Annotated in this window: 19 protein-coding genes and 1 pseudogene; 6 read left to right on the forward strand and 14 right to left on the reverse strand. The window is 62.7% G+C overall.

The window, feature by feature from the left end; all coding sequences use genetic code 11:
* Positions 1-72 precede the first annotated feature (72 nt).
* Positions 73-465, reverse strand: a complete 393-nt coding sequence (locus QYH69_RS29030) for a hypothetical protein (RefSeq protein WP_374992518.1) — start codon at positions 463-465, stop codon at positions 73-75.
* Positions 466-755: 290 nt separating this feature from the next.
* On the opposite strand from QYH69_RS29030, the gene QYH69_RS29035 reads away from it, so the two are divergent.
* Positions 756-923 carry a hypothetical protein gene (locus QYH69_RS29035; protein WP_308835161.1) on the forward strand — a complete coding sequence of 56 codons (168 nt, stop codon included), beginning with the start codon at positions 756-758 and terminating at the stop codon, positions 921-923.
* A gap of 288 nt (positions 924-1,211) precedes the next feature.
* Positions 1,212-2,201, forward strand: a complete 990-nt coding sequence (locus QYH69_RS29040; protein ID WP_308835137.1) for a 2-keto-3-deoxygluconate permease — start codon at positions 1,212-1,214, stop codon at positions 2,199-2,201.
* A 53-nt stretch (positions 2,202-2,254) separates the two neighbouring features.
* On the opposite strand, the gene QYH69_RS29045 is transcribed toward QYH69_RS29040, so the two are convergent.
* From QYH69_RS29045 to QYH69_RS29065, 5 genes are all read right to left on the reverse strand, one after another.
* Positions 2,255-2,560, reverse strand: coding sequence for a DUF4148 domain-containing protein (locus QYH69_RS29045; RefSeq protein ID WP_308835138.1), 306 nt, complete (start codon positions 2,558-2,560; stop codon positions 2,255-2,257).
* Between the two features lie 260 nt (positions 2,561-2,820).
* Positions 2,821-5,256, reverse strand: coding sequence for an acetamidase/formamidase family protein (locus tag QYH69_RS29050; protein ID WP_308835139.1), 2,436 nt, complete (start codon positions 5,254-5,256; stop codon positions 2,821-2,823).
* A gap of 332 nt (positions 5,257-5,588) precedes the next feature.
* Positions 5,589-6,830, reverse strand: coding sequence for an acetamidase/formamidase family protein (locus QYH69_RS29055; RefSeq protein WP_308835140.1), 1,242 nt, complete (start codon positions 6,828-6,830; stop codon positions 5,589-5,591).
* Positions 6,827-8,524 carry an amino acid ABC transporter permease/ATP-binding protein gene (locus tag QYH69_RS29060; protein ID WP_308835141.1) on the reverse strand — a complete coding sequence of 566 codons (1,698 nt, stop codon included), beginning with the start codon at positions 8,522-8,524 and terminating at the stop codon, positions 6,827-6,829. The genes QYH69_RS29055 and QYH69_RS29060 overlap by 4 nt, the downstream gene beginning before the upstream one ends.
* Positions 8,525-8,537: 13 nt before the next feature.
* A complete protein-coding gene (locus tag QYH69_RS29065; protein WP_308835142.1) occupies positions 8,538-9,473 on the reverse strand; it encodes an ABC transporter substrate-binding protein in 936 nt (311 codons plus the stop codon).
* A 301-nt stretch (positions 9,474-9,774) separates the two neighbouring features.
* Between QYH69_RS29065 and QYH69_RS29070 the strand changes: the two genes are divergently transcribed.
* From QYH69_RS29070 to QYH69_RS29085, 4 genes are all read left to right on the forward strand, one after another.
* Positions 9,775-9,975: a hypothetical protein gene (locus QYH69_RS29070; RefSeq protein WP_075159357.1), complete on the forward strand. Its 201-nt coding sequence runs from the start codon at positions 9,775-9,777 to the stop codon at positions 9,973-9,975.
* 179 nt (positions 9,976-10,154) lie between these two features.
* A complete protein-coding gene (locus QYH69_RS29075; protein WP_308835143.1) occupies positions 10,155-11,813 on the forward strand; it encodes a methyl-accepting chemotaxis protein in 1,659 nt (552 codons plus the stop codon).
* 251 nt (positions 11,814-12,064) lie between these two features.
* Positions 12,065-12,502: a GNAT family N-acetyltransferase gene (locus QYH69_RS29080; RefSeq protein WP_308835144.1), complete on the forward strand. Its 438-nt coding sequence runs from the start codon at positions 12,065-12,067 to the stop codon at positions 12,500-12,502.
* 120 nt (positions 12,503-12,622) lie between these two features.
* A complete protein-coding gene (locus QYH69_RS29085; protein WP_308835145.1) occupies positions 12,623-13,591 on the forward strand; it encodes an alpha/beta hydrolase in 969 nt (322 codons plus the stop codon).
* Between the two features lie 41 nt (positions 13,592-13,632).
* Here QYH69_RS29085 and QYH69_RS29090 read toward each other — a convergent pair whose 3' ends face one another.
* From QYH69_RS29090 to QYH69_RS29125, 8 genes and pseudogenes are all read right to left on the reverse strand, one after another.
* Positions 13,633-14,310 carry a response regulator transcription factor gene (locus tag QYH69_RS29090; RefSeq protein ID WP_075159361.1) on the reverse strand — a complete coding sequence of 226 codons (678 nt, stop codon included), beginning with the start codon at positions 14,308-14,310 and terminating at the stop codon, positions 13,633-13,635.
* A gap of 9 nt (positions 14,311-14,319) precedes the next feature.
* Positions 14,320-14,511 carry a hypothetical protein gene (locus QYH69_RS29095; RefSeq protein ID WP_308835146.1) on the reverse strand — a complete coding sequence of 64 codons (192 nt, stop codon included), beginning with the start codon at positions 14,509-14,511 and terminating at the stop codon, positions 14,320-14,322.
* A 204-nt stretch (positions 14,512-14,715) separates the two neighbouring features.
* Complete coding sequence (locus QYH69_RS29100; protein WP_308835147.1) at positions 14,716-16,029, reverse strand: ATP-binding protein; 1,314 nt, start codon at positions 16,027-16,029, stop codon at positions 14,716-14,718.
* 308 nt (positions 16,030-16,337) lie between these two features.
* Complete coding sequence (locus tag QYH69_RS29105) at positions 16,338-16,685, reverse strand: hypothetical protein (protein WP_308835148.1); 348 nt, start codon at positions 16,683-16,685, stop codon at positions 16,338-16,340.
* A gap of 133 nt (positions 16,686-16,818) precedes the next feature.
* Complete coding sequence (locus tag QYH69_RS29110; RefSeq protein ID WP_308835149.1) at positions 16,819-17,577, reverse strand: hypothetical protein; 759 nt, start codon at positions 17,575-17,577, stop codon at positions 16,819-16,821.
* A gap of 165 nt (positions 17,578-17,742) precedes the next feature.
* A complete protein-coding gene (locus QYH69_RS29115) occupies positions 17,743-18,018 on the reverse strand; it encodes a hypothetical protein (RefSeq protein WP_075161261.1) in 276 nt (91 codons plus the stop codon).
* 150 nt (positions 18,019-18,168) lie between these two features.
* Positions 18,169-18,837, reverse strand: coding sequence for a MarC family protein (locus QYH69_RS29120; protein WP_308835150.1), 669 nt, complete (start codon positions 18,835-18,837; stop codon positions 18,169-18,171).
* Between the two features lie 77 nt (positions 18,838-18,914).
* Positions 18,915-19,541 (reverse strand): annotated as a pseudogene (locus QYH69_RS29125) (EmrB/QacA family drug resistance transporter); the annotation flags it as partial.
* Between the last annotated feature and the right edge of the window lie 135 nt (positions 19,542-19,676).

Here is a 19,676-nt window from a genome sequence, read left to right on the forward strand (position 1 = left end):
GGGCGTAAAGGCTCAGGTCCTCAGCGAGGACAAAACGTCACCGCGCACGCGCGGTGTGCCGGAGGATCGGAGTCAGACGGAGCGCGGAGGTCGCCAGAGGCCATCCGGCGCGCGGATGGAAAGCGATTGCGAGTAGTGGAAAACGATGCGGCTCGAAGCCGGTGCTGCGTAGCGCACGACGCTCGCACCGGTGCCGGAATAGTAGAGACTGCCGAACCCGCATTGCGCGGTCATCTTGCAGAACCCAGCCTTCGATGCCTTACCGTCCGGCGACGGCTGCATCGAGTCGCAACCGGACATGGCATCGGCCATGCCGCTCGCGTCCGCCGCCACGGCGGACTGCTGCATCGGACAATCCCCGGTCAGGCCGCTCGCTGCCAGCCCACTGAGGGGCAGCATCGCACACAGCAACAACACGAAGAGGGTTCGAATGAATTTCATGGCGACAATCGGGCGTCGCGACATTCTAGCGGGTTCGCAAGACTTGCGCATCGCGCTCGCGGTGCCTCGCGTCAATCAGTGCGGGCAAGCGCATGGCGAAGCTCGCCGTGCTCCGGCGTCGGGCCGGCACAATCGGCTGCCTGCCTGAGCGCGCGCCGCCCACGCTGAAGGTCGCGAAGTGCTGACGGGCTTGCGCAGCGGTTCGTCGTCGTTGCTCGCGGATTCGCTCGACTTCTTCGGCGACGCTGCAATCTACGGCATCAGCCTGTTCGTGCTCGGCTCCGGTCTGGCGATCCGGGCATACGCACAATGTTGTGCGGGCCGCTACGCTCACGCTACTGGCGCTGCTCATCGGCTTCAGTCTCTCCATAACGGTTGCGCTATCGCTCGCCCTTATCGCGGACATCGACAGCCCGCGAGCAGGGCTCATTCGCGTTCAACCTCTCGATCTGACGAGGCTGTTGCAGTCGCTGACGAAGTAATGCGAGCATCGGGAAGAGAATAGAAGCCCGTAATGCTGCCGACGCGCACCATGCCTTGCCCCCAAACCGGTACCGACTCCGCGGATTCGCGTCGGATACGACAGTGCAGCCATTGTCATGCCTTGCGCGCCGGGCCCGAACCCATGGCCCACAATCATCAGGCCGACAAGCACAATGTGGCCCGACCAATTTGCGCTGCATCAATTGCGCACTCACCATGTGCGGGCAATGACAGTAACGCGGCGAGCTCGTCCATGCGGCCGCGCGGTTCGACGGAGACAATTCGACATGAAGATCAAGGAAGCCATCGAGCGATTCCCCGGCGGCATGATGGTTATCCCGCTGCTGTGGGGTAGCCTGCTCAACACCTATTTCCCGCACGTACTTTCGATCGGCAGTTTTTCGACATCGCTCGCACACGGCGCGTTGCCGATTCTTGCTGTGTTCTTTGTCTGCATGGGCGCCGAGATCCAGTTGAAGACCGCGCCACGCGCGCTAAAGAACGGTGCCGCCATTACGATTTCGAAACTCGTGAGCGGTGTCGCAATCGGTCTGTTCGTCAGCTATATCTTCAAGGGCAAGCCGATATTCGGACTGTCCGGCATGGCAATCATTGCGGCCATGACCAATGCGAACATGGGTCTTTATGCGGCGCTGACCAAGCAGTTCGGCGACGAGGTCGATCGCGGTGCGCTCGCCGTGCTGTCTATTCTCGAAGGGCCGTTTATCACAATGGTCGCGCTCGGCGTATCGGGCCTTGCGAAAATACCGTTCATCGAGCTACTTGCGACGATCCTGCCGATCCTGATCGGCATGTTGCTCGGCAATCTGGACCGCAACATGCGATCGTTCCTCAAATCAGGCGGCGATTTGCTGATTCCGTTCTTCGCGTTCGGCCTCGGCGCACAGATCAATCTGCACGCGATTCTCGGAGCGGGCGTGTCCGGCATTCTGCTCGGACTCGTGACGCTGGTATTCGGCAGCATCGTGAATATCATCGCATCGCGATTGGCAGGCGGCACCGGCGTCGCCGGGGCGGCTGTGTCGACAACCGCAGGCAACGCGGTCGCAACGCCGACAGCAATCGCGGCCGTCGATCCGCATCTCGCGTCGTTGATCGCCGTTGCGACGCCGCAAATCGCGGCATCGACGATTGTGACGTCGCTGCTGGCGCCGTTGTTGACGGCGCTATACGCGAAGCGTTTCAAAGGACGGCGCAAACATGAAGACGACGTCAGAGCAGCGTCGCCGCTCGCGAAGCCGGCGGACGCTGCGTGAGACCTTGAGCGTGCTTCAGGTCCAAGCCCGCGGCGCAGAGAAAGAACGCGTGCCTAGCCGCTTGTCGCCGCGTTCCGAGCAGCGGTATTCGCAGCAGGCGCGCAGTCTTTAGCGTATTCGGCGTTCAACCGGTTCCGCGCGTCGCCGATATCGGGCGAGTAGTTGTCCAACGCGGGCCGGTAGCCGAACGATTCCAGCTCTCTTAGTTCGCGCGAGACGTCCGCCCGGGACGGCGCGCCGTGCGCCGGCTTGAACGGATAACTGTCGCACTCTTTCCGGGTAAGGTGTTGCGATGCGAAGGCAAACGAACTTGCCAGCATCAAGGCAAGCGGCACCGCATGCAGGAACGCTGCTTTCATGGTTGTCTTCCTCCATCTCGTGTAGTCGAACAGCCATCGATCAACTTTCGATGACCGTTGTCCGACATTACGTCGCACGCGCTCTCACGGCGCGATCGATCGGATGAAGGTTTGTTTATGCAGGCTGCGCCCTGAACGACATCGGCGGCGACTCATCCTCCGAGAGTCGAAGGCAAGTACCTCGAATCGTAGTTCGACGATGGCGACAGCGGCACCACGACGTGTACGTAAATGACGAAGTATCACGCGAGGCGCGCGAGCTACTCGCTCGCGTCGGTGAATAAAGCCTTGCGAATGATCGCGTGCACGCCCCAATTACCATCCACCACCTGCGTCACACCGAAGTCCACTGCCACCGACATCAGCGAAATCGCTTCATCTTCGCTGAGCCCCTTGGTGGTCATCAGAAAGCGCCGCGTCTTGATGAACGCATCGCGCATGGCCTGATCGAGCGTCGACTTCTCATAGACTTTGCTTTGCGCATGAGAGCCGAACTCGGTCAGGTAGTTTGGATGACTGAATCCATGCAATACCCAATCATCGGCTGTTTCGACCAACGGATACGTAAGATCGGCAAACGGTTTCCCGGCAAGCGTCGCCTTCTTGTGCAGGATCAACTGGAAATCGCCAGTCAACGAGCACTCGATCGCGGTACCGCACAGCTCCGAATCTCCTTGCGATGCATGCGGATCGCCGACCGACAGCAGCGCCCCTGCGACGCCCACGGTCAGATAGACGCTGGCGCCCCGCGCGACGCGCCAGTTGTCGAGATTGCCGCCGAATGCGGACGGCGGGATCGAATCGATCAACCCGTCCTGCTGCGGTGCGACCGCGATCAGCCCAAAGTGCGGACGGACCGGAATTCGCACGTTCTTCAGTACGTCGTGATTTTCGACAACCGTCGAGTGATCGACGGGTACGCCTGGATAGTCGATGGTCGGATGCACGACGCCGAACGGATCGCGCTGCGGCGTCCACCGGTAGTTGTAAACGGCGCGTGCAAACGACGAACCGTGCTCCGGCAGGTCGGCATCGAGTTCATAGATCGTAATGACTTCGCGCGGCTTCGGCTCCGTCAGCAATTCCCGATAGTGAAAGCCCCACCATGCCGCGGCATTGCTGCCGAATGCCCGGCCCGCGAAATGCGGGTTGGCGCAGCGACGCGGATGCACATCGAGAATCTTCACTTCGAGCACGTCGCCAGGCTCCGCGCCGCGCACGGCGACCGGCCCGGTGCAGATATGCACGCCGAACCCTTCGCCTGCGCCACGTCCATAGATCGACGCATCGATCGGTCCGGCACCGCGCCGGTTCACATTCTTGCGCTCCGCCGTCCAATGAAACACGCTTTCGGCACCGGGGTCGCCGGCTATCATGCGCGCCCAGTCGTCGGATGCATGCTGCGTGAGCGTTTCGATCGTCACGGTGTCGCCGCTGTCGACCTCGAGCACAGCCTTCAGATCATGCGAAAAGTAGCCCCAGTGCACGGTATTGGCAGTCGCGCGCAACAGATGGTGGCGCGGTCTCGGCAACCGGCGGCTGCCGCCCTTGCTGTTCGCGACGACGCGTGCCTTCGCCGGGGCCTGGGCGACCATCGTATCGGAGCCATCGTCGACCTCTCCTGGCGTTACTGTCAAAGATGCCGTACCGTGAGCAAGAGCGACCGGCTGCGCATGCGCGAGCAGCGACTCGGCATTGAGCGGCACACCGCGCGACATGCGCCGAACGAGATGACGCGCGAGTTCGAGACCGGCTCCGTGCCGGAACGCACGCGGCGACATCTGATACTGTTCGCGAAACGCGCGGCTGAAATGCGCGGGATCGTTGAAACCCCAACGAAAGCAGATGTCCGAGATCGACATCTTTTCGTAGAGCGGGTCGACAAGTTCCGCACGGCAGCGTTCGAGCCGCCGCTGCCGCAAATAAGCGGAAAAGTTCTGGTTAACCGTCTCGAACAGTTTCTGCAGGTAACGCGACGAGACACGCTGCTCCTGCGCAATCGCGGCGAGGCTGATCGTTGGATCGCCAAGGCGTTCATCGATCGTGCGGCATACGCGCGCGAAGATCGCCGCCTGCGAGGCGGTCAAGCCATTGATGCTCGCTTCGCGCTGACGTCCGGCGAGGCACGCAACGAGAAACTCCGCAAGGGCGAGTTCGAGGGGCCGCAACTCGCTTACCGACAGCGTATCGACGCTCTCCGCAATCGAGGCGAGAAACCCCGAAAAGACATGTCCGATGCCCGCGTCGGCGGCAATCTTGCCGGCCCTTATCGATGACGAAGCAAAAAGGCGCGCGCCGACTGCCGGGCGCGGGACGCGCACGACGAACACGCGAAAGTCCGTCGCGAACTCCAGCGACGCCGGCTCGCGCGGCGGAAGATAAACGATGTCATGTACCGCAACCGGTTCGCGACGGCCATCAACGACAAGCGTCGCGTCGCCGTCGACGGCAAGCACGATCTGCAAGCTGTCGGTCGCCGATGACTTCAGTTCGAGCGTTTGCGCAACCGACGTCAGCACGCTGAGTGCGAAGCCGCCGATCGATGTCCGCGATTCAATGATGCCGTGCAGCGCACGCGCCGCTTGCGGCATGCCGGCGGCGCTGCTGCGCAGACCGATGCCGTCGAGCGCGTCGCGCCATGCGCGCAACCGCCCGGCTTCCGGGTAGGACTCGGTCGTGAAGCGCAGCGGTTCCAACGTAAGACTCCGGGGTCGTGACAAGCGACGCGGGAGCGCCGCGCTCGGCATCGCCCGGAACCGGCTCGGTAGGCCTCCTCGCAGCACCGGACGCGTTATCGCGGCTAGACAAGGCAACCTTTGTGCCACAGCTGCGCAAAAGCCGGTGCGAGCAATGTGCGGCGCATAGGCGTGCACATTGCTCAGGCAAGCGGCATGCACAGGAAGCGCGCAATGCCCTTTCGGCGAGCATCGACGCGCGCATTCCTGCGCCAGAGTCGCGCACGTGCACCGTACTGGCGCAGCGACTGGCGTGTCAGCCGCGCGTCAGCGAAGTCGAAACGGAAATCCAATCATCCGGCTGCAAACACGTTCTTTCGAATCGATCCGTGCACGCCCCAGTTGCCGTCGACCACTTGCGTGACACCGAAGTCGGCCGCGACCGACATCAGTGCAATCGCTTCGTCTTCGCTTAGCCGGTGCACCGTCATCAGAAAGCGGCGCAGCTTGCGAAACGCGTCGCGCATTGCCTTGTCGAGGCTCGCGTGCTGGGCGACTTCGGTTTGCGCGTTCGGGCCGAGCTCCGCGAGGTAATTCGCGAACGTAAAGCCGTATACGGACCACAATTCGTCGGTTTCAAGCATCGGATGCGTGAGTCCTTCCAGCGTTGTACCGGCCAGATCGCTCTTTCTGTGCAGCACGAATTCGAAGTCGCCGGTCAGCGAGCATTCGATCGCCGTGCCGCCCAGTTCGCTGTCGCCCTGCGCCGCATGCGGATCGCCGACCGAAAAATACGCGCCGTCGACCGCAACCGGGTAGAACATCTTCGCGCCCTTGCCGACACGCCAGTCGTCGATATTGCCGCCCGTGTAGCCCGGCGGAATCGAACTGACATAGTCGGACTCGGCGGGCGCAAGCCCCATCGTGCCGAAGTGCAGACGTGCAGGCACTTTCACGTTCGGCAGAACATGCTCGCGCTTGCGCACGAGCGTGTGATCGACTTTGACGCCCGGATAATCGATCATTGCGTGCACGACGCCGTCGGGGTCCGTCTGCGGCGTCCACACGTAGTTATAGACCGCCCGCGCATACGGTTCGCCCGCGGTGTCGAGCTCGAATATCGTCACGACTTCGCGCGGCTTCGGTTCTTCGATCAGATCGCGGTAGTGAAATCCCCACGATGCCGCGACATTCGAGCCGAAGCAGCGGCCCGCATAGCACGCGCTGCAGCTCGGCCGCGGCCGGACATCGAGAATCCGCACTTCGAGCACGTCGCCTGCCTGAGCGCCTTCGATGGCAACCGGCCCCGTCAGCAGATGCACGCCGACGCCCTCGCCGGACCCGAGCTTGAACGGCCCTTCGGTCGGACCCGCGCCGCGGCGCGGCACGGCCTTGTGTTCGCGCGTCCAGTGAAACACGCTTTCAGCGCCCGGGTCGCCGGCAATCATGCGCTCGTGGTCGTCGTTCGCGTGATGAGTCAGTGTTTCGATCGTCACGCGGTCGCCGGAGCGCACGGTCAGCGCCGGCGCGACCTGCTTGCTGAAGTAACCCCAGTGAACCGTTTCCGGCGATACGGCAAGAGTGTGATGCTTCATATCGTTTCGGACCTCGTGGCCATTTCAAACCCTGAATCGGCGCCCATCACGTTGAGGAATCTCGCCGTCAATGGATGCTGCGGATGCCTGAGCAGTTCGTGCGCCGGTCCTTCCTCGACGACGTTGCCGCCGCTCATGAAGACGACGCGATCGGCGACCTGATCGGCAAAGCGCAACTGATGGGTGGAGATAATCATCGTCAGCCCTTCTTCGCGCGCGAGCCGCTGAATCACGTCGAGCACTTCGCCGACGAGCTCCGGATCGAGCGCGGACGTCGGCTCGTCGAGCAGCAGCACGCGCGGACTCGGCGCCAGCGCACGCGCAATCGCGACACGCTGCTGCTGGCCGCCCGACAGGTGGCGCGGCAACGCATCGGCGCGATGGCTCAAGCCGACGCGCTCAAGCAGTTCGTCTGCGCGGCGGTTCGCATCGGCGGGTTGCATGCGATGCACCCAGCGCAATGGACCGGCGATGTTTTCGCGCGCGCTCAAATGGCTGAACAGGTTGAACTGCTGGAACACCATGCCGACGCCGACGCTCGCGCGCTCGTTGGCGATATCGCGCGCGCGCATCGGCCGGCCGTCTTCGCGATAGCCAAGCCTGCGCCCGCCCACGTGAATCTGCCCCGCGTCCCATTGCTCGAGATGGTTGATGCAACGAAGCAGCGTGCTCTTGCCGGAGCCGCTCGGGCCAAGCAGTGCGATCACCTCGCCTGCTTGCACGGTCAGATCGAAGCGGTCGAGCACGGTCTGCTTGCCATAGCGTTTATGCAGCCCCGTCACGCGCACGGCGGCCGGACGCTGCGCGAGTTGCGCGTAACGCTTCGCACGCTCGGCCGGCGACGGGCCCGCTGCGCGCGATGGCGCATGCGCAGGCAGCGCAGCGGCCATTGAAGCTGCGTGCGCCGAACCGGACGCCGCAGATTGCAGCGCTGCCGCCTCTGCTTCTCCGCCGCTGGGCATGGCATCCTGCGGCACCGCCGCATCGTCGGCGTTTGCGCCGCGCCGCCGCCACGGCAGAAGCCGCGCAAACCGCTCCGACGGAGCGCGATCGAGATCGAGCGCTGCTTCGGCGAATAGCTGAATCAGCGCAATCGCGCCGGTCAGCAGCAGATACATCAAGCCGGACGCAAAGAAGATCGAAAAGAAATCGAACGTCGACGATGCGAGCTGCGTGCTGCGCAGCGTCAGTTCGTCGACGGCGATCACGGACGCAAGCGACGAGTTCTTCAATGCGCTGACCGACTCGTTGCCGAGCGCCGGCACGATCGTGCGGATCGCTTGCGGCGAGATCACGCGGCGCATCAGCACGGCCGGCGTCATACCGAGCGCCTGTCCCGCCAGCAGTTGTCCGCGATCGACGCCGAGCACGCCGGCGCGCAGAATCTCCGCGATAAACGGCCCTTCGTTCGCCGCGAGCGCGAGGCCCGCGGCGCCCAAGGCACTCAGCTTGAGTCCGATATGAGGCAGCGCATCGTACGCGAATACGAGTTGCAGGATCAGCGGGGTGCCGCGGAAGATCACCGTATAACCGCGTGCGATCGCCGCGAGCGGGCCGACCTTGCTCAATTGCATCGCGGCGAGCACGAGGCCGACGAGCAAGCCGCCGGCGAGTCCGAGCACGGTCACGGCGATCGTAAAGCCGATTCCGCTCAGCAGATACGGCAAGCTCAAATAGTGCAGAAACAGATCCATCAGACAGTCACACTCAGTTCGATACGATCAGCTTCGGCGCTTCGAGATTTTCCGACGGCAGCGACCACTTTTTCAGCAGTTGCGCCTGCGCGCCCGACTTCTGCAGTGCGACGAGCGCCGCCATCACCGCCGCGCGAAACTCCGGCTTGTCCTTCGGTACGCCAATTCCGACCGAATAGGGCAGCGTGACGGCCGTCGCCTTTTCGAGCTTGTCCGGATAGGCCTTCACAGCCTGATCGACGGTGTTCACGTCGTTGATGTAGGTGTCCGCGCGGCCCGCGAGAATGGCCTGAATGCAGTTCGCGTTGTTGTCGTAGAGCTGGACCGTTGCTTCGGGTTTGCCCGCCGCCTTGCAGGCCGGGGCGAGGTTGTTGATCAGCGGCACTTCGACGTAACCGGTGTTTTCCGCAGCCGTCGTGCCGCACATCGTCGTGTTGATGCCGGTGATCTTCTTCGGATTGCCCTTCGCGACGAGCACGCCGTCGAACACCTTCGAATACGTGATGAAGTCCGCCGCTTTCGCGCGCTCTTCGGTTGCGTAGATGTCCGAGATCACGATGTCGGCCTGGCCGCTTTGCAGCGTCGTCAGCAACGCGGCGAACGTCACCGGCTTATAGGCCATTTTGAAGCCGAGGCAATCGCCGATCGCTTCGCCGAGGTCGATATCGAAGCCGATATATTTGCTCGGGTCGTTCGGATCGAGCGCTTCGTAGCCCGGCGTATGCGGGTTGATCGCGTTGGTCAGCGTCTTGCCCTTCAATTGCGGGTACTTCGCCTGCAGCGCCTTGCACTCCGCGGGGGTCGCGGTGCCTGCGGCCATTGCGGGGCGAGTGCCCACTAACAGTAGCGCCAGCAGACAGAGCGCGCCGGCGACAAGTTCGCGCCAGCGTCCGCGAGCGGCCGCCGAGCGCTGCCGGCCGTGCGCGTAGTCGATAAATTCTGTATGCATCGGGAGACTCCGTGAGCGGCAGATGTCAACGGCACACACCATGTACGCCTCATTGCATCGCACAAGCCCAAGCGTAGGCAGCCGAAATTCCGCGGACTTGTCTCGACGCGCACAAATACCTGGATTCAGGCGAAGAAGCGGGGCCGGACCATCCCGAGGCGGGCCGGCGACGCGGCTATCGCCATGAGTCGAATGAGCAGTTTGCTGATCCGCGATGCCATTCACGCGGCACATGGCGAGCTCTACAGTTCACCCATGCCGTACGAAAACGGTAACCCCTAACTCCTTCTGGAGACGCATCATGGTCGGAACCTTCGCATTCGCTTATTGGGTCAGCTTGTTCGCGCTGTTCGCAGTGTTTGCCGTCACGGGCATGTTCGGAATCGGTACGGCTTTTACCGCGCTGCTCAAGGTGCGCGCCTATCCAGCGCGCGCGCTCGGTGCGGTGGCCGGTGCGGTAATCGGGTTTGCGCTGCTCGGCGCACTGCCGATCTTCGGGTAAGCCCGCGCGCGGCGCGTTGCCGATCTTCGATCGATGCGCGCGCCGCGCAAGTTCCTCACGTTGTCCGCTACCCTCGTTTTTGCGGCCGTCTCAGCAGCATTTTCAAAAACTTTGCATACTACGTGCCGCGGCTTTCACGCCGGAACACGCAGAGTTAGAAAATCACCAAGAGGCGGTAGATGAAAACAATGACGGGGTGGACAATTCGGGGCAGGCTGATCGCGGGTTTCGGATCGGTCCTCGTTGCAGTGATCGCGCTCGCCGCGATTGCGATCTATCAGGTCGAGAACGTGCGCATGCGGCTCGACGACATCATCGATGTAAACGGCGTGAAAGAACGCTTCGCGATCAACTTCCGCGGCAGCGTGCACGACCGTTCGATCGCCGTGCGAGATGTGACACTGGTCCCCGCCGACGAATTGCCGAAAGTCATCGAACACATCAACAGCCTCGAGGCCGACTACGAGCAGTCCGCGCAGCCGCTCAGGCAGATCTTCGATCAGGGGGCGAACGTCACCCCCGAAGAACGGCAAATCTACGGACGCATCAATGCCGCACGCGAACGGACGCTGCCGCTGATCAGCCGCATCATCGAACTGCAAAAAAGCGGCGATACCGACGGCGCGCGCAAACTGCTGCTTGCCGACGCGCGGCCCGCCTTCGTCGATTGGCTCGCGGCGATCAACACGATGATCGACTTCGAAGAATCGCTGAGCCAGGACGAAGGCGAACGCGCACGCGAGATCAGCAAGCAGTTCCGTCTGCTGATGGCAACGCTCACGGCGCTCGCCTGTCTGTTCAGTGCCGGCGTCGCGTGGTTCGTCGTGCGCAACGTCACGCGGTCGCTCGGCGCGGACCCGCGCGACATGATCGCGTTTGCCGAGTCGATCGAGGCAGGCGATCTGTCGCGCCGCGCGCCGGTGCGGCCCGGCGACACCTCGAGCGTGATGGCGACCGTCACGCGGATGCGCAATAACCTCGCGGACATCGTGCAGCAGGTGCGGCAAGCCGCGCATGGCGTCGCGGACGCGAGCCGCGAGATTGCCCAGGGCAATGGCGATCTCGACGAGCGCACGCACGGCCAGGCGGCGGCGCTCGAACAGGCAACCAATGCACTCGGCAAGTTCGACGCCAGCGTGCAGTCGAACGCGGACAACGCGGTGCACGCCAATGAGCTCGCGAAGCGCGCGTCGGTCACCGCGAGTGAAGGCGGCGATGCGGTCGGCCGTGTCGTCGACACGATGCACGGCATCAATACATCGTCGAACCGCATCGGCGAAATCATTTCGGTGATCGACTCGATTGCGTTCCAGACCAATATTCTCGCGCTCAACGCCGCGGTCGAAGCCGCGCGAGCCGGCGCGCAAGGCCGCGGATTCGCGGTCGTTGCAGGCGAGGTGCGCATACTTGCGCAACGCAGCGCGGAGGCCGCTCGCGAGGTCAAAGCGCTCGTTCAGGACAGCGGCGCCCGCGTGAGTGAAGGCACGCGCCTCGTCGACGAGGCAGGTTCGACGATCGGCGAGGTCGTAGCCTCGTCAGGCAGCGTGACGACGATCATGAGCGAGATCAACGACGCGTGCCGGCAGCAGACGCAGCAGATCAGCGAAGTTCGCGCGATGATCGATCAGCTCGAGAACGGCACGCGCCAGAACGTGGCCCTCGTCCAGCAATCGGGCGCGGCGGCGGATGCGCTGCTCGATCAAGCCGAGCGTTTGCTGACGGCAGTGGGCGTGTTCAAGCTCGACAACAGCGCGGCGCAAGGCACCTGGAGCGAGGGCCGCTCGAGCGTCAACGCGGCATCGCCGGCTGCCCCGATGCTTTCAGCGGGCGCGGCCTAAGCGCGGCGTTCGTTGCTTATCGGCGTAACTGAGGCGTCACTGAGGCGTAACTGAGGCGTAACTGCGCCGCATCGTCGATACGCATCCAGGCACGCCCGGCGCTTCCGACGCGCCGCCGTTCCGAACGCATCTTTCTAACGGTTTGCACGTACAGGCCGAAGCGAATCGCCGAATGGTAAAGCATGCTTTACCATTCAGGCGATCGCCTTCCCCATACGAGCCAGGACAATAAAACGAACCGGACCGATGCGATGAACGATGCAATCCGCTTGCGCGCCGCTACGCCCGGCGACGAACCGTTTTTGATCAGGCTGCGTAGACTCACGATGACGGCGCATCTCGAACGCGCGGGCGAACCGGTCGACGACGAGTCGCACCGACTGCGCGCGCGCTCGAATCTGCATATCGCGCAGATCGTCTGCTGCAATGGCGAAGACATCGGCCTTATCAAGCTGGTGCGCGCGGAAACCGACTGGCATCTGCAACAACTACAGATACTGCCCGCCTATCAAGGCCGAGGCATTGGCACCAGGGTCATTCGTGCCATGCTCGTCGAAGCGCGCGAGGCACGCGTCACCGTTTCTCTAAACGTGCTGCACGGCAACCCCGCAGTGCACCTGTATGAGCGACTCGGCTTTCAGGTGACCGGCGAAACTTCAATCGAACTGAACATGACCTGCTGGCCTTAGCATCGCCAAGCACTCCATTTGATCGCATCGCATCATTTCCGGCTCAATTCCGATCGATAGAATGGCCAACGACGTCACAATAACGCGCTCGATTCATCTTCGAACACACGAGGGCTTCCAATGAACATTCGTCGAAAACTTGCCATGACGCTGATCGCTTCACTCGGCGGCCTCACCGCCATTGCAACCGCGGCAGGCGCGCACGCCGAGATTCAACGCTATACACCGGAACCTATGTGCAAGACGATGGACCCGCAAAACGGCATCGAGGCCACCGCCCGCGAACAGATCGCCGAAACGCCGCGCGGCCAGTTCGCCTACTACAGGCTCGGCCAGGGCAGCCCGCTCGTGCTTGTCACGGGCTTTCGCGCGACGCTGACGGAGTGGGACGCGGCCTTTCTGACCGAACTCGCGAAGCATCACGACGTGATCGTCTTCGACAATCGTGGCGTCGGCCGCTCGGAGGCAGATACGAGCTCGTTCTCGATCGACGATATGGCGCGCGACACGGCCGCACTGATCGACGCGCTGCATCTGCGCAAGCCGACTTTGGTCGGCTGGTCGATGGGCGGCGCAATCGTTCAGCAGTTGGCCATCGACTCGCCCGCCTCGATGGGCAAGATGGTGCTGTTGAGCGCGCCGGCTCCCGGCAGCTTCGGCACGCCCCTCTCGCCGCAGGTCGAAGCGACGTTGTCCGGCAAGCCCGGCGTCACGCTGGCCGACGTCATGGGCGTGCTGTTTCCCGCGGCGGACGTGAGCGACGCGGAGCGATGTTTCAAGCAGGACATGTTTACGCCGGCGGACTATGGCACGCACGCGATTTCAGGCACCGTTACCGCGGGTCAAACCGAAGCGCTACGCAACTGGGAATCGAACGATCGGGCCGGGCAGGCGCTGCGCGCGGTGCATATCTCTACGCTCGTGATGAGCGGCAATGACGATACCGTAGTGGTGCAGAAGAATGCGGAAGCGCTCGAGCAACTGCTGCCGAATGCGCGCCTGCTTGTCGTCGACGGGGCCGGGCACGCGATGATGTATCAGTATCCGGTGGCACTCGCGCGCACGATCAATTCATTTGCGGGCGAGTAATACCGCGAAATGCCGCCGCTTTTGCTTCAGGCGCTTTTGCTTCAACTCTTTGCGGCGGCGTCGTTCAACATCACGGTCCAGCCGAGTCCGCGCACATTGCGTATGACGGACAAGCCAAACTTCTTGCGCACCGAGTGGATCAGCACGTCCACCGCATTGCTTTCCACTTCTTTTCCCCACCCGTACAAGCGGTCTTCGAGCTGCTCGCGCGACAGAATAGTGCCGGGCCGCTCGAGAAACGCGAGCATCAGCGCAAATTCGCGCGCTGACAGCACCGACGTCGCGCCATTGACGCACAACGTGCGCTTGTCGAGATCGAGGCTCAGGTTTTCGTCGCCGAGACGCGACACCGCATAGCCGGCCTTGCGTCTGATCACCGCGCGGATTCGTGCGAGCAGTTCCGGTACCTGGAACGGCTTGAGCATGTAGTCGTCGGCGCCGAGATCGAGCCCCTGAACACGCGCGTCCAGTTCGTCGCGCGCGGTCAGGATCAGCACCGGAACCGGGTTGCCCTTCGAGCGGCACGTTTTCAGCAGTTCAATGCCGCTCATGCCCGGCAAGCCCAGATCGAGCAGCACAACCGTGTATTCGGCCGCTTCTATCGCCGCGCAGCCGGCGATGCCGTCGCGCACCCAGTCGACGCTGTAATCGGCGTCTTTTAACGCACGCAGCAGGCTTTGTCCGATCTGCAGGTCGTCTTCAATCAGTAGCACTCGCATGATGTCGTGTCACGGCAGCGGGAACGGGTGTTCGATTTGCGGCGCGAAGCGCGAGGAGAACGGGGGAGCGGCGCCGGGTATCGGAATAATAGCCGACTCGAGGGCGCTCAGGACACCGGAAATAACGCGGTCGACTTCGTTGTGCACGCTACCATCCGGATTGCATAGCGCGGCGGCGAACAACGGCGCGCGGCGCTTCATAAAAAGGGGCCGGCCGCATGAGCGGCCGGCCGAAGGATTCTGGCTTACACCGATCGCCGAGCCAGAATCAGAGGGGCCGTGGATCCGGATCAGCGGGGAGCGTGACGGTTCGCGGGCCTGTCTTCGGGAGACGTTTCAATCGTACGTACGAAGAATTAGCCTTGAATGAGCGAAAACAGCAGGTGGTCGAGCCGCAGTCGGCCGCTAGGCCGCGCGCATGAAACCGATCGACGCGACAATGCCCGTTTGCCCATCGTCGCGATTCCTGAGCGACGCGGTGCCGCCGTACCTGGCGACGATCGCCTTGACGATGGAAAGGCCAAGCCCACTGCCTTCAATATCGGTGTTCGCACGAAAAAAGCGGTCGAACACGCGCGGCAGCAGTTCATCCGCAATGCCCGGTCCCGTATCGATTACCTCGATCCAGACCATGTCGCTGCGCACTTCCGTGCGCAAGTCGATCTTGCCGCCGTCCGGCGTATAGCGAATCGCATTGCTGACGAGATTGCGGATCGCAATGCCAAGATCTGCTTCGATCGCGCGTACCTTTGCGTTCACCATTTCTTGCGCGCCGATGTCGATATTGCGTTTCATCGCGATCGGCAGCACTTCGGCGACCGCCGCGACGACCATGTCCGACACGTCGACCTGCGTGACCGCCTCGCGTTGCAGCGACGCATCGGCGCGCGCGAGCCGCAGCATTTGCGCGATCATGCTGCCGCTGCGCGCAATGCCGCGGCGCAGCTCCTGAAAGCGCTCCTGATTGCCCGGTGCGATATCGCGTTGCAGATTGTCGGCCTGCAATTGCAGGGCGGTCAGCGGCGTGCGCAGCTCATGCGCCGCATCGGAGATGAATTTCCGTTCGCTCTCCATCGATCGCGCGAGGCGTTCGATCATTCGGTTGATCGAATCGACGAACGGGCGCAATTCGATCGGCACGCCGGTAGTGGGCAGCGCCTGCAGATGCGCGGCGTCGACCATCTGCACTTCGGACCCGAGCCGGTTCAGCTGCCGGAAAGAGAAGCGCACGACGAGCATCACGGCCGCACAGACAAGCGGCACCAGCACGAGAATCGGCCACAGCGTATTGACCGCTGCCTTCTCCGCGAGCTCGTGACGCACTGACGAACGTTGCGCCACCTGGATCACCTTCGGCGCGTCGCGCAACGTATAGATGCGCCACTGTTCGCCATTGACCATCTCGGAGCTGAAGCCGGCCGCCGCCTCGCGCGGCAGCGGCAACGAAGGATCGGTGGACCGGTACGGCGTTTCGAGGTCGTCGCGCCAGATCGTGATCAGGATGTCGCGCGCCGGCTGCGAACCGCGTGTGGGAATCGTGGGGATCGCATCGCCGAGGCTGCCGCGCAGGCGGCTGGCGACCTGCTCGAGACGCAGATCGAGCAGCGCGCTCATGCCCGCTTTGGACAGTTGATACGAGCTGATGCCCTGCACGATGCCGACGATGCTAACCACCGCGCACAGCGCAAGGACGAGCTGGGTTCTTAATGACTTGATCATGGCGGCGCGGCGACAGAATGACGTTGACGAAAACGCCCGAGTCCATCGAAAAGCGGAACAACCGGCCCGCGAAATCGGGATCAGGCCGATCGCGAAGCGACGAAACGACGACGAAGCAACAACGAAGCAAGTTCTCGGCAAGAGCCCTTTTTTGCGGTCGATTCTACTCTACGCACTGTTACGCGACCTTGCCGGCAAGCGCGCGCGAACGGCCCGGACGCGAAGGGCGCGTAGCCTTGGCTACGCGCCCTCGATAAAGTCAGCGCGACGACTGACGCGCCGTGAATGGCGGACGGCATCGGCACTGATCAGTGATGCTGATAGATCGAGTTCAGGCCGATTTCGTCAACCGGATTGAATGCGCGAGCGCCGGACTTCGAACTACCGCTCGTCACACCGCCGTAGCTATCGGCATTGGCTGCTTGCGCCGCATCGTGAGCCGCGGCTTGAGCCGGTGCCGCGCCGGCAGCCGGCTGGCTTTGGTCGGCCGCAGGCACGTAGCCAATTTCTTCGAGTTGAATGATCTGCACATACTCGCCGGTGTCGGGAGACGCTGCAGCAGGCTGTTGAGCGCGCGGCGGTACGGTCTGCGCAAAGCAGGCAACCGGAAGAGCAAGAGCGGCGGCGACTGCGGCAATTTTGATCAGCGATTTCATGTTGATTCCCTCCAGTGGTTTTGACGGTTTGTGGTTCAGGCGTTGTGTCTTTCCACGGAAACCATCGTACTGGCCGAGAATTAGCGGAAAATGAGTGATCGTTGCTCCATGCGCTTATGCCGCCGCGCGCACCTTAGCGCTTGCCGGCAAATACAAATACATCCGAACGGTTGGCCCTCGGCAGCGCGAGTAGCAACTGCGATTCGTCAAGCACCGCGGCTCCCGATACCGTTGCATTGGCATCGATACACGGTGCGCCGCTATACGTGGCCGACACATCGTAGGCGGTAACGCCGCTGCTCGGCGTCAGCGTGCCGCGAAACTCGCAGCCATTGGCGGTCTGGCCGGCCAGCAGGCCGCTCGAGGTGATCGTCACCTGCGTGGCGGACGCACCCTGCAACGAGCTTCCCGTGCCGCTATACAGCCCCTGAATCGACGAGAGCGACGGCGGTTCGCCGAGGATCAGCGTGGGGCTCGCGTTGAATGCCACGTTGTCCGCCTTGTCGCCGGGCACGGCAACGAACCCGCTGATGGCCGGCGATCGTGCAAAATCGATATTGACCTGTACCGGCGTCGCCTTGCGCGGGTGAACGAGGCGATAGCGGGTTGCCTGTTTGCTTTGGTACTTGCCGTCTTGCGCCTGCTCGGCGGCACCGACGACGACGACATCGTCGATGGCGGGGCGCGCCGCCGATGGCGTTCGATAGAACAGGTAGGCGCTGCCATCGAGCTTCGCGAGCAGCGTCAGCCTCTGTTGCGTGGACAACGGTCCGGTATAGATGCCTGCTGAAGACTGGATGACGGTGGTGGTTCCAGATTCGGAGGAGAGCTTGCTGCTGCCGCATGCGGCAACGGAAACGCACAGCGCGACGCTTAGGGCAGTTGTTTTCATGATTGAGAGCCTGCGTGTGTACGGGACACCCGCAGTGTGCAGCGTTTTCTGCCGATTGTCGTCGGAAAATCGCCAAAAAAATTCAGGCCGGCCTTGCGATGCGCAAAGCCGGCCTCGTGATTGCAGCCCCAGCCGTTGATGTCCGGCAGACCGATCTGCTAGACATCAACGCCAGTACGTATAGCCGTAGTAGTGCGGCCGGTGCCACCAGTACGGATAGCCGTAATAGCCGGCTACGACAGGCGGAGCCGCATACACTACCGGAGCCGGCGGCGGCGCATAGTAAACCGGCGGAGGCGGCGCATATACGGGCGCCGGCACGACCGGCACGATGGGCATCACCGGTGCGATGCCCACACCGACGAACACATGCGCCTGCGCGACGCCGATCATGCCGGCGGTCAGAGCGGCGGCAACTATCAGGTGGCGAATCCCTTTCATGTTGTTCTCCTCGGACTGGATGCGGTCGTTCGACTGCATCGCTCAACCGGATTGTGGCCGCCGAGAATGAGCACAGAATGAGGAGTTGACCGGCGGTCCGCTTTCAACACCGGAACCGCTGATCGCACCGCGCCCGACGCGGCAAAGACGCTACTTCAAATGCAGCGATGCGAGCAGTTCGGCGATACCGAGCCATGCGATCTGCACGCCGATGCACAGCAGCACGAATGCGAGCAGCCGCATGGCAACCTGAATCCCGACCGCGCCGAGCAGCCGTTCGAGATGCCCGGCAAAGCGCACGCATACGTAGATGCTCGCGCACAGAATCGCCAGCGCGATGCCGACGCCGGCAATATGAACCGGCAACAATCCTTCCCTCGGCGAACCCGTGCCCAAAGCGATGGCGACCGAAATCGCGCCGGGCCCGACCGTGATCGGCAGTGTCAGTGGATAGAACGCTTTCGCGCGCAGCGATGCGCCGCGCTCGATCGGGGCTTCGGGCTGTGCTTCCTTGTCGGGTTCGTCGTCGGTCGGCGATTGCAGCAGCGTCCATCCGGCCACCGCAATCACGATGCCGCCCGCCACGCGCAACACCGGCACCGAGATGCCGAAGAACGACAGCACATAGGCACCGATCGACAACGAGCCGAGCAGAATGAACAGGCTGTTGATCGAGATGCGCATGGCCAGTTCGGCGCGCTGCGCTTGCGTCGCGTGCGGGATCATCGTCAGCGTGATGATCGCGGTGGCCGGCGGGTTGATGACCGGGAAGAGACCGGTCACCAGCAGCAGAATGGTCTTGAGCAGTTCGTTCAGCATGGGCTGGGGGTCGGTCGTGGGCTCCGACCGCATTTTTACCAGGGTCCCGCTCGCCTGGCAAGGTGATTCGCTGCCGCTCAGTGCGCCGCCGCGGCCGCCCCGCCGGCACCGCCCTTGACCGGTTTCGTCAGCCAGATCAGCGGAATGATCACGATAAAAATCACCGCCGACAGCCAGAATATGTCGTTCAACCCCAGCATCGCGGCCTGAGCGTTCAACGACCGTTCAAAGAACGCCAGTGCCTCGCTGCTGTTGCCGCCCAACGTCGAATGCAGCGAATCGACCGCGCCGGTGAACCAAGCGGTTATTGACGCTCGCCTGCTCCATCAGTTGCGAATGGTGGAGGATGGTGCGGTTGTTCCCGTCGTCGCGAGCGAGGCGTCGACGTCGGTCGTGTAGTTCGAGCGCATGAAGAACACGATCGCATAGCCGACGACCGCGAGCGTCGCGAGAATGCGCGCGTCCGACTTCGGCATGATGCGCGCCATGACCGGCGCGATCAGCACCGCGAAGATGCCGAGCGGCGCGGTCACGAGACCCGCATCGACCGAGCGATAGTTCAGATAGCCCTGAATCCACTGAGGCAAGATCACGAGATTCGAAAAGAACACCGCATACGCAACGAAAATCGCGATCGTGCCACTGCGGAAATTGTGCACCGCGAACAGCCGTAGATCGACAATGGGCCCCTTTTCCGTCAGCTCGCAGTCAGGCATCTCTGACCTCATCGTTCTCTGCAGGAACAATCGTTGATGTGTCAGACATACTCAAGCGACATTTCGCGATGCCGTAAAACGCAGCATCCACGGGACGGAAGTGGAAACGGGAGAAAGACTGAC

It is taken from the genome of Paraburkholderia sp. SARCC-3016, assembly GCF_031119615.1.
Taxonomy (GTDB): Bacteria; Pseudomonadota; Gammaproteobacteria; order Burkholderiales; family Burkholderiaceae; genus Paraburkholderia.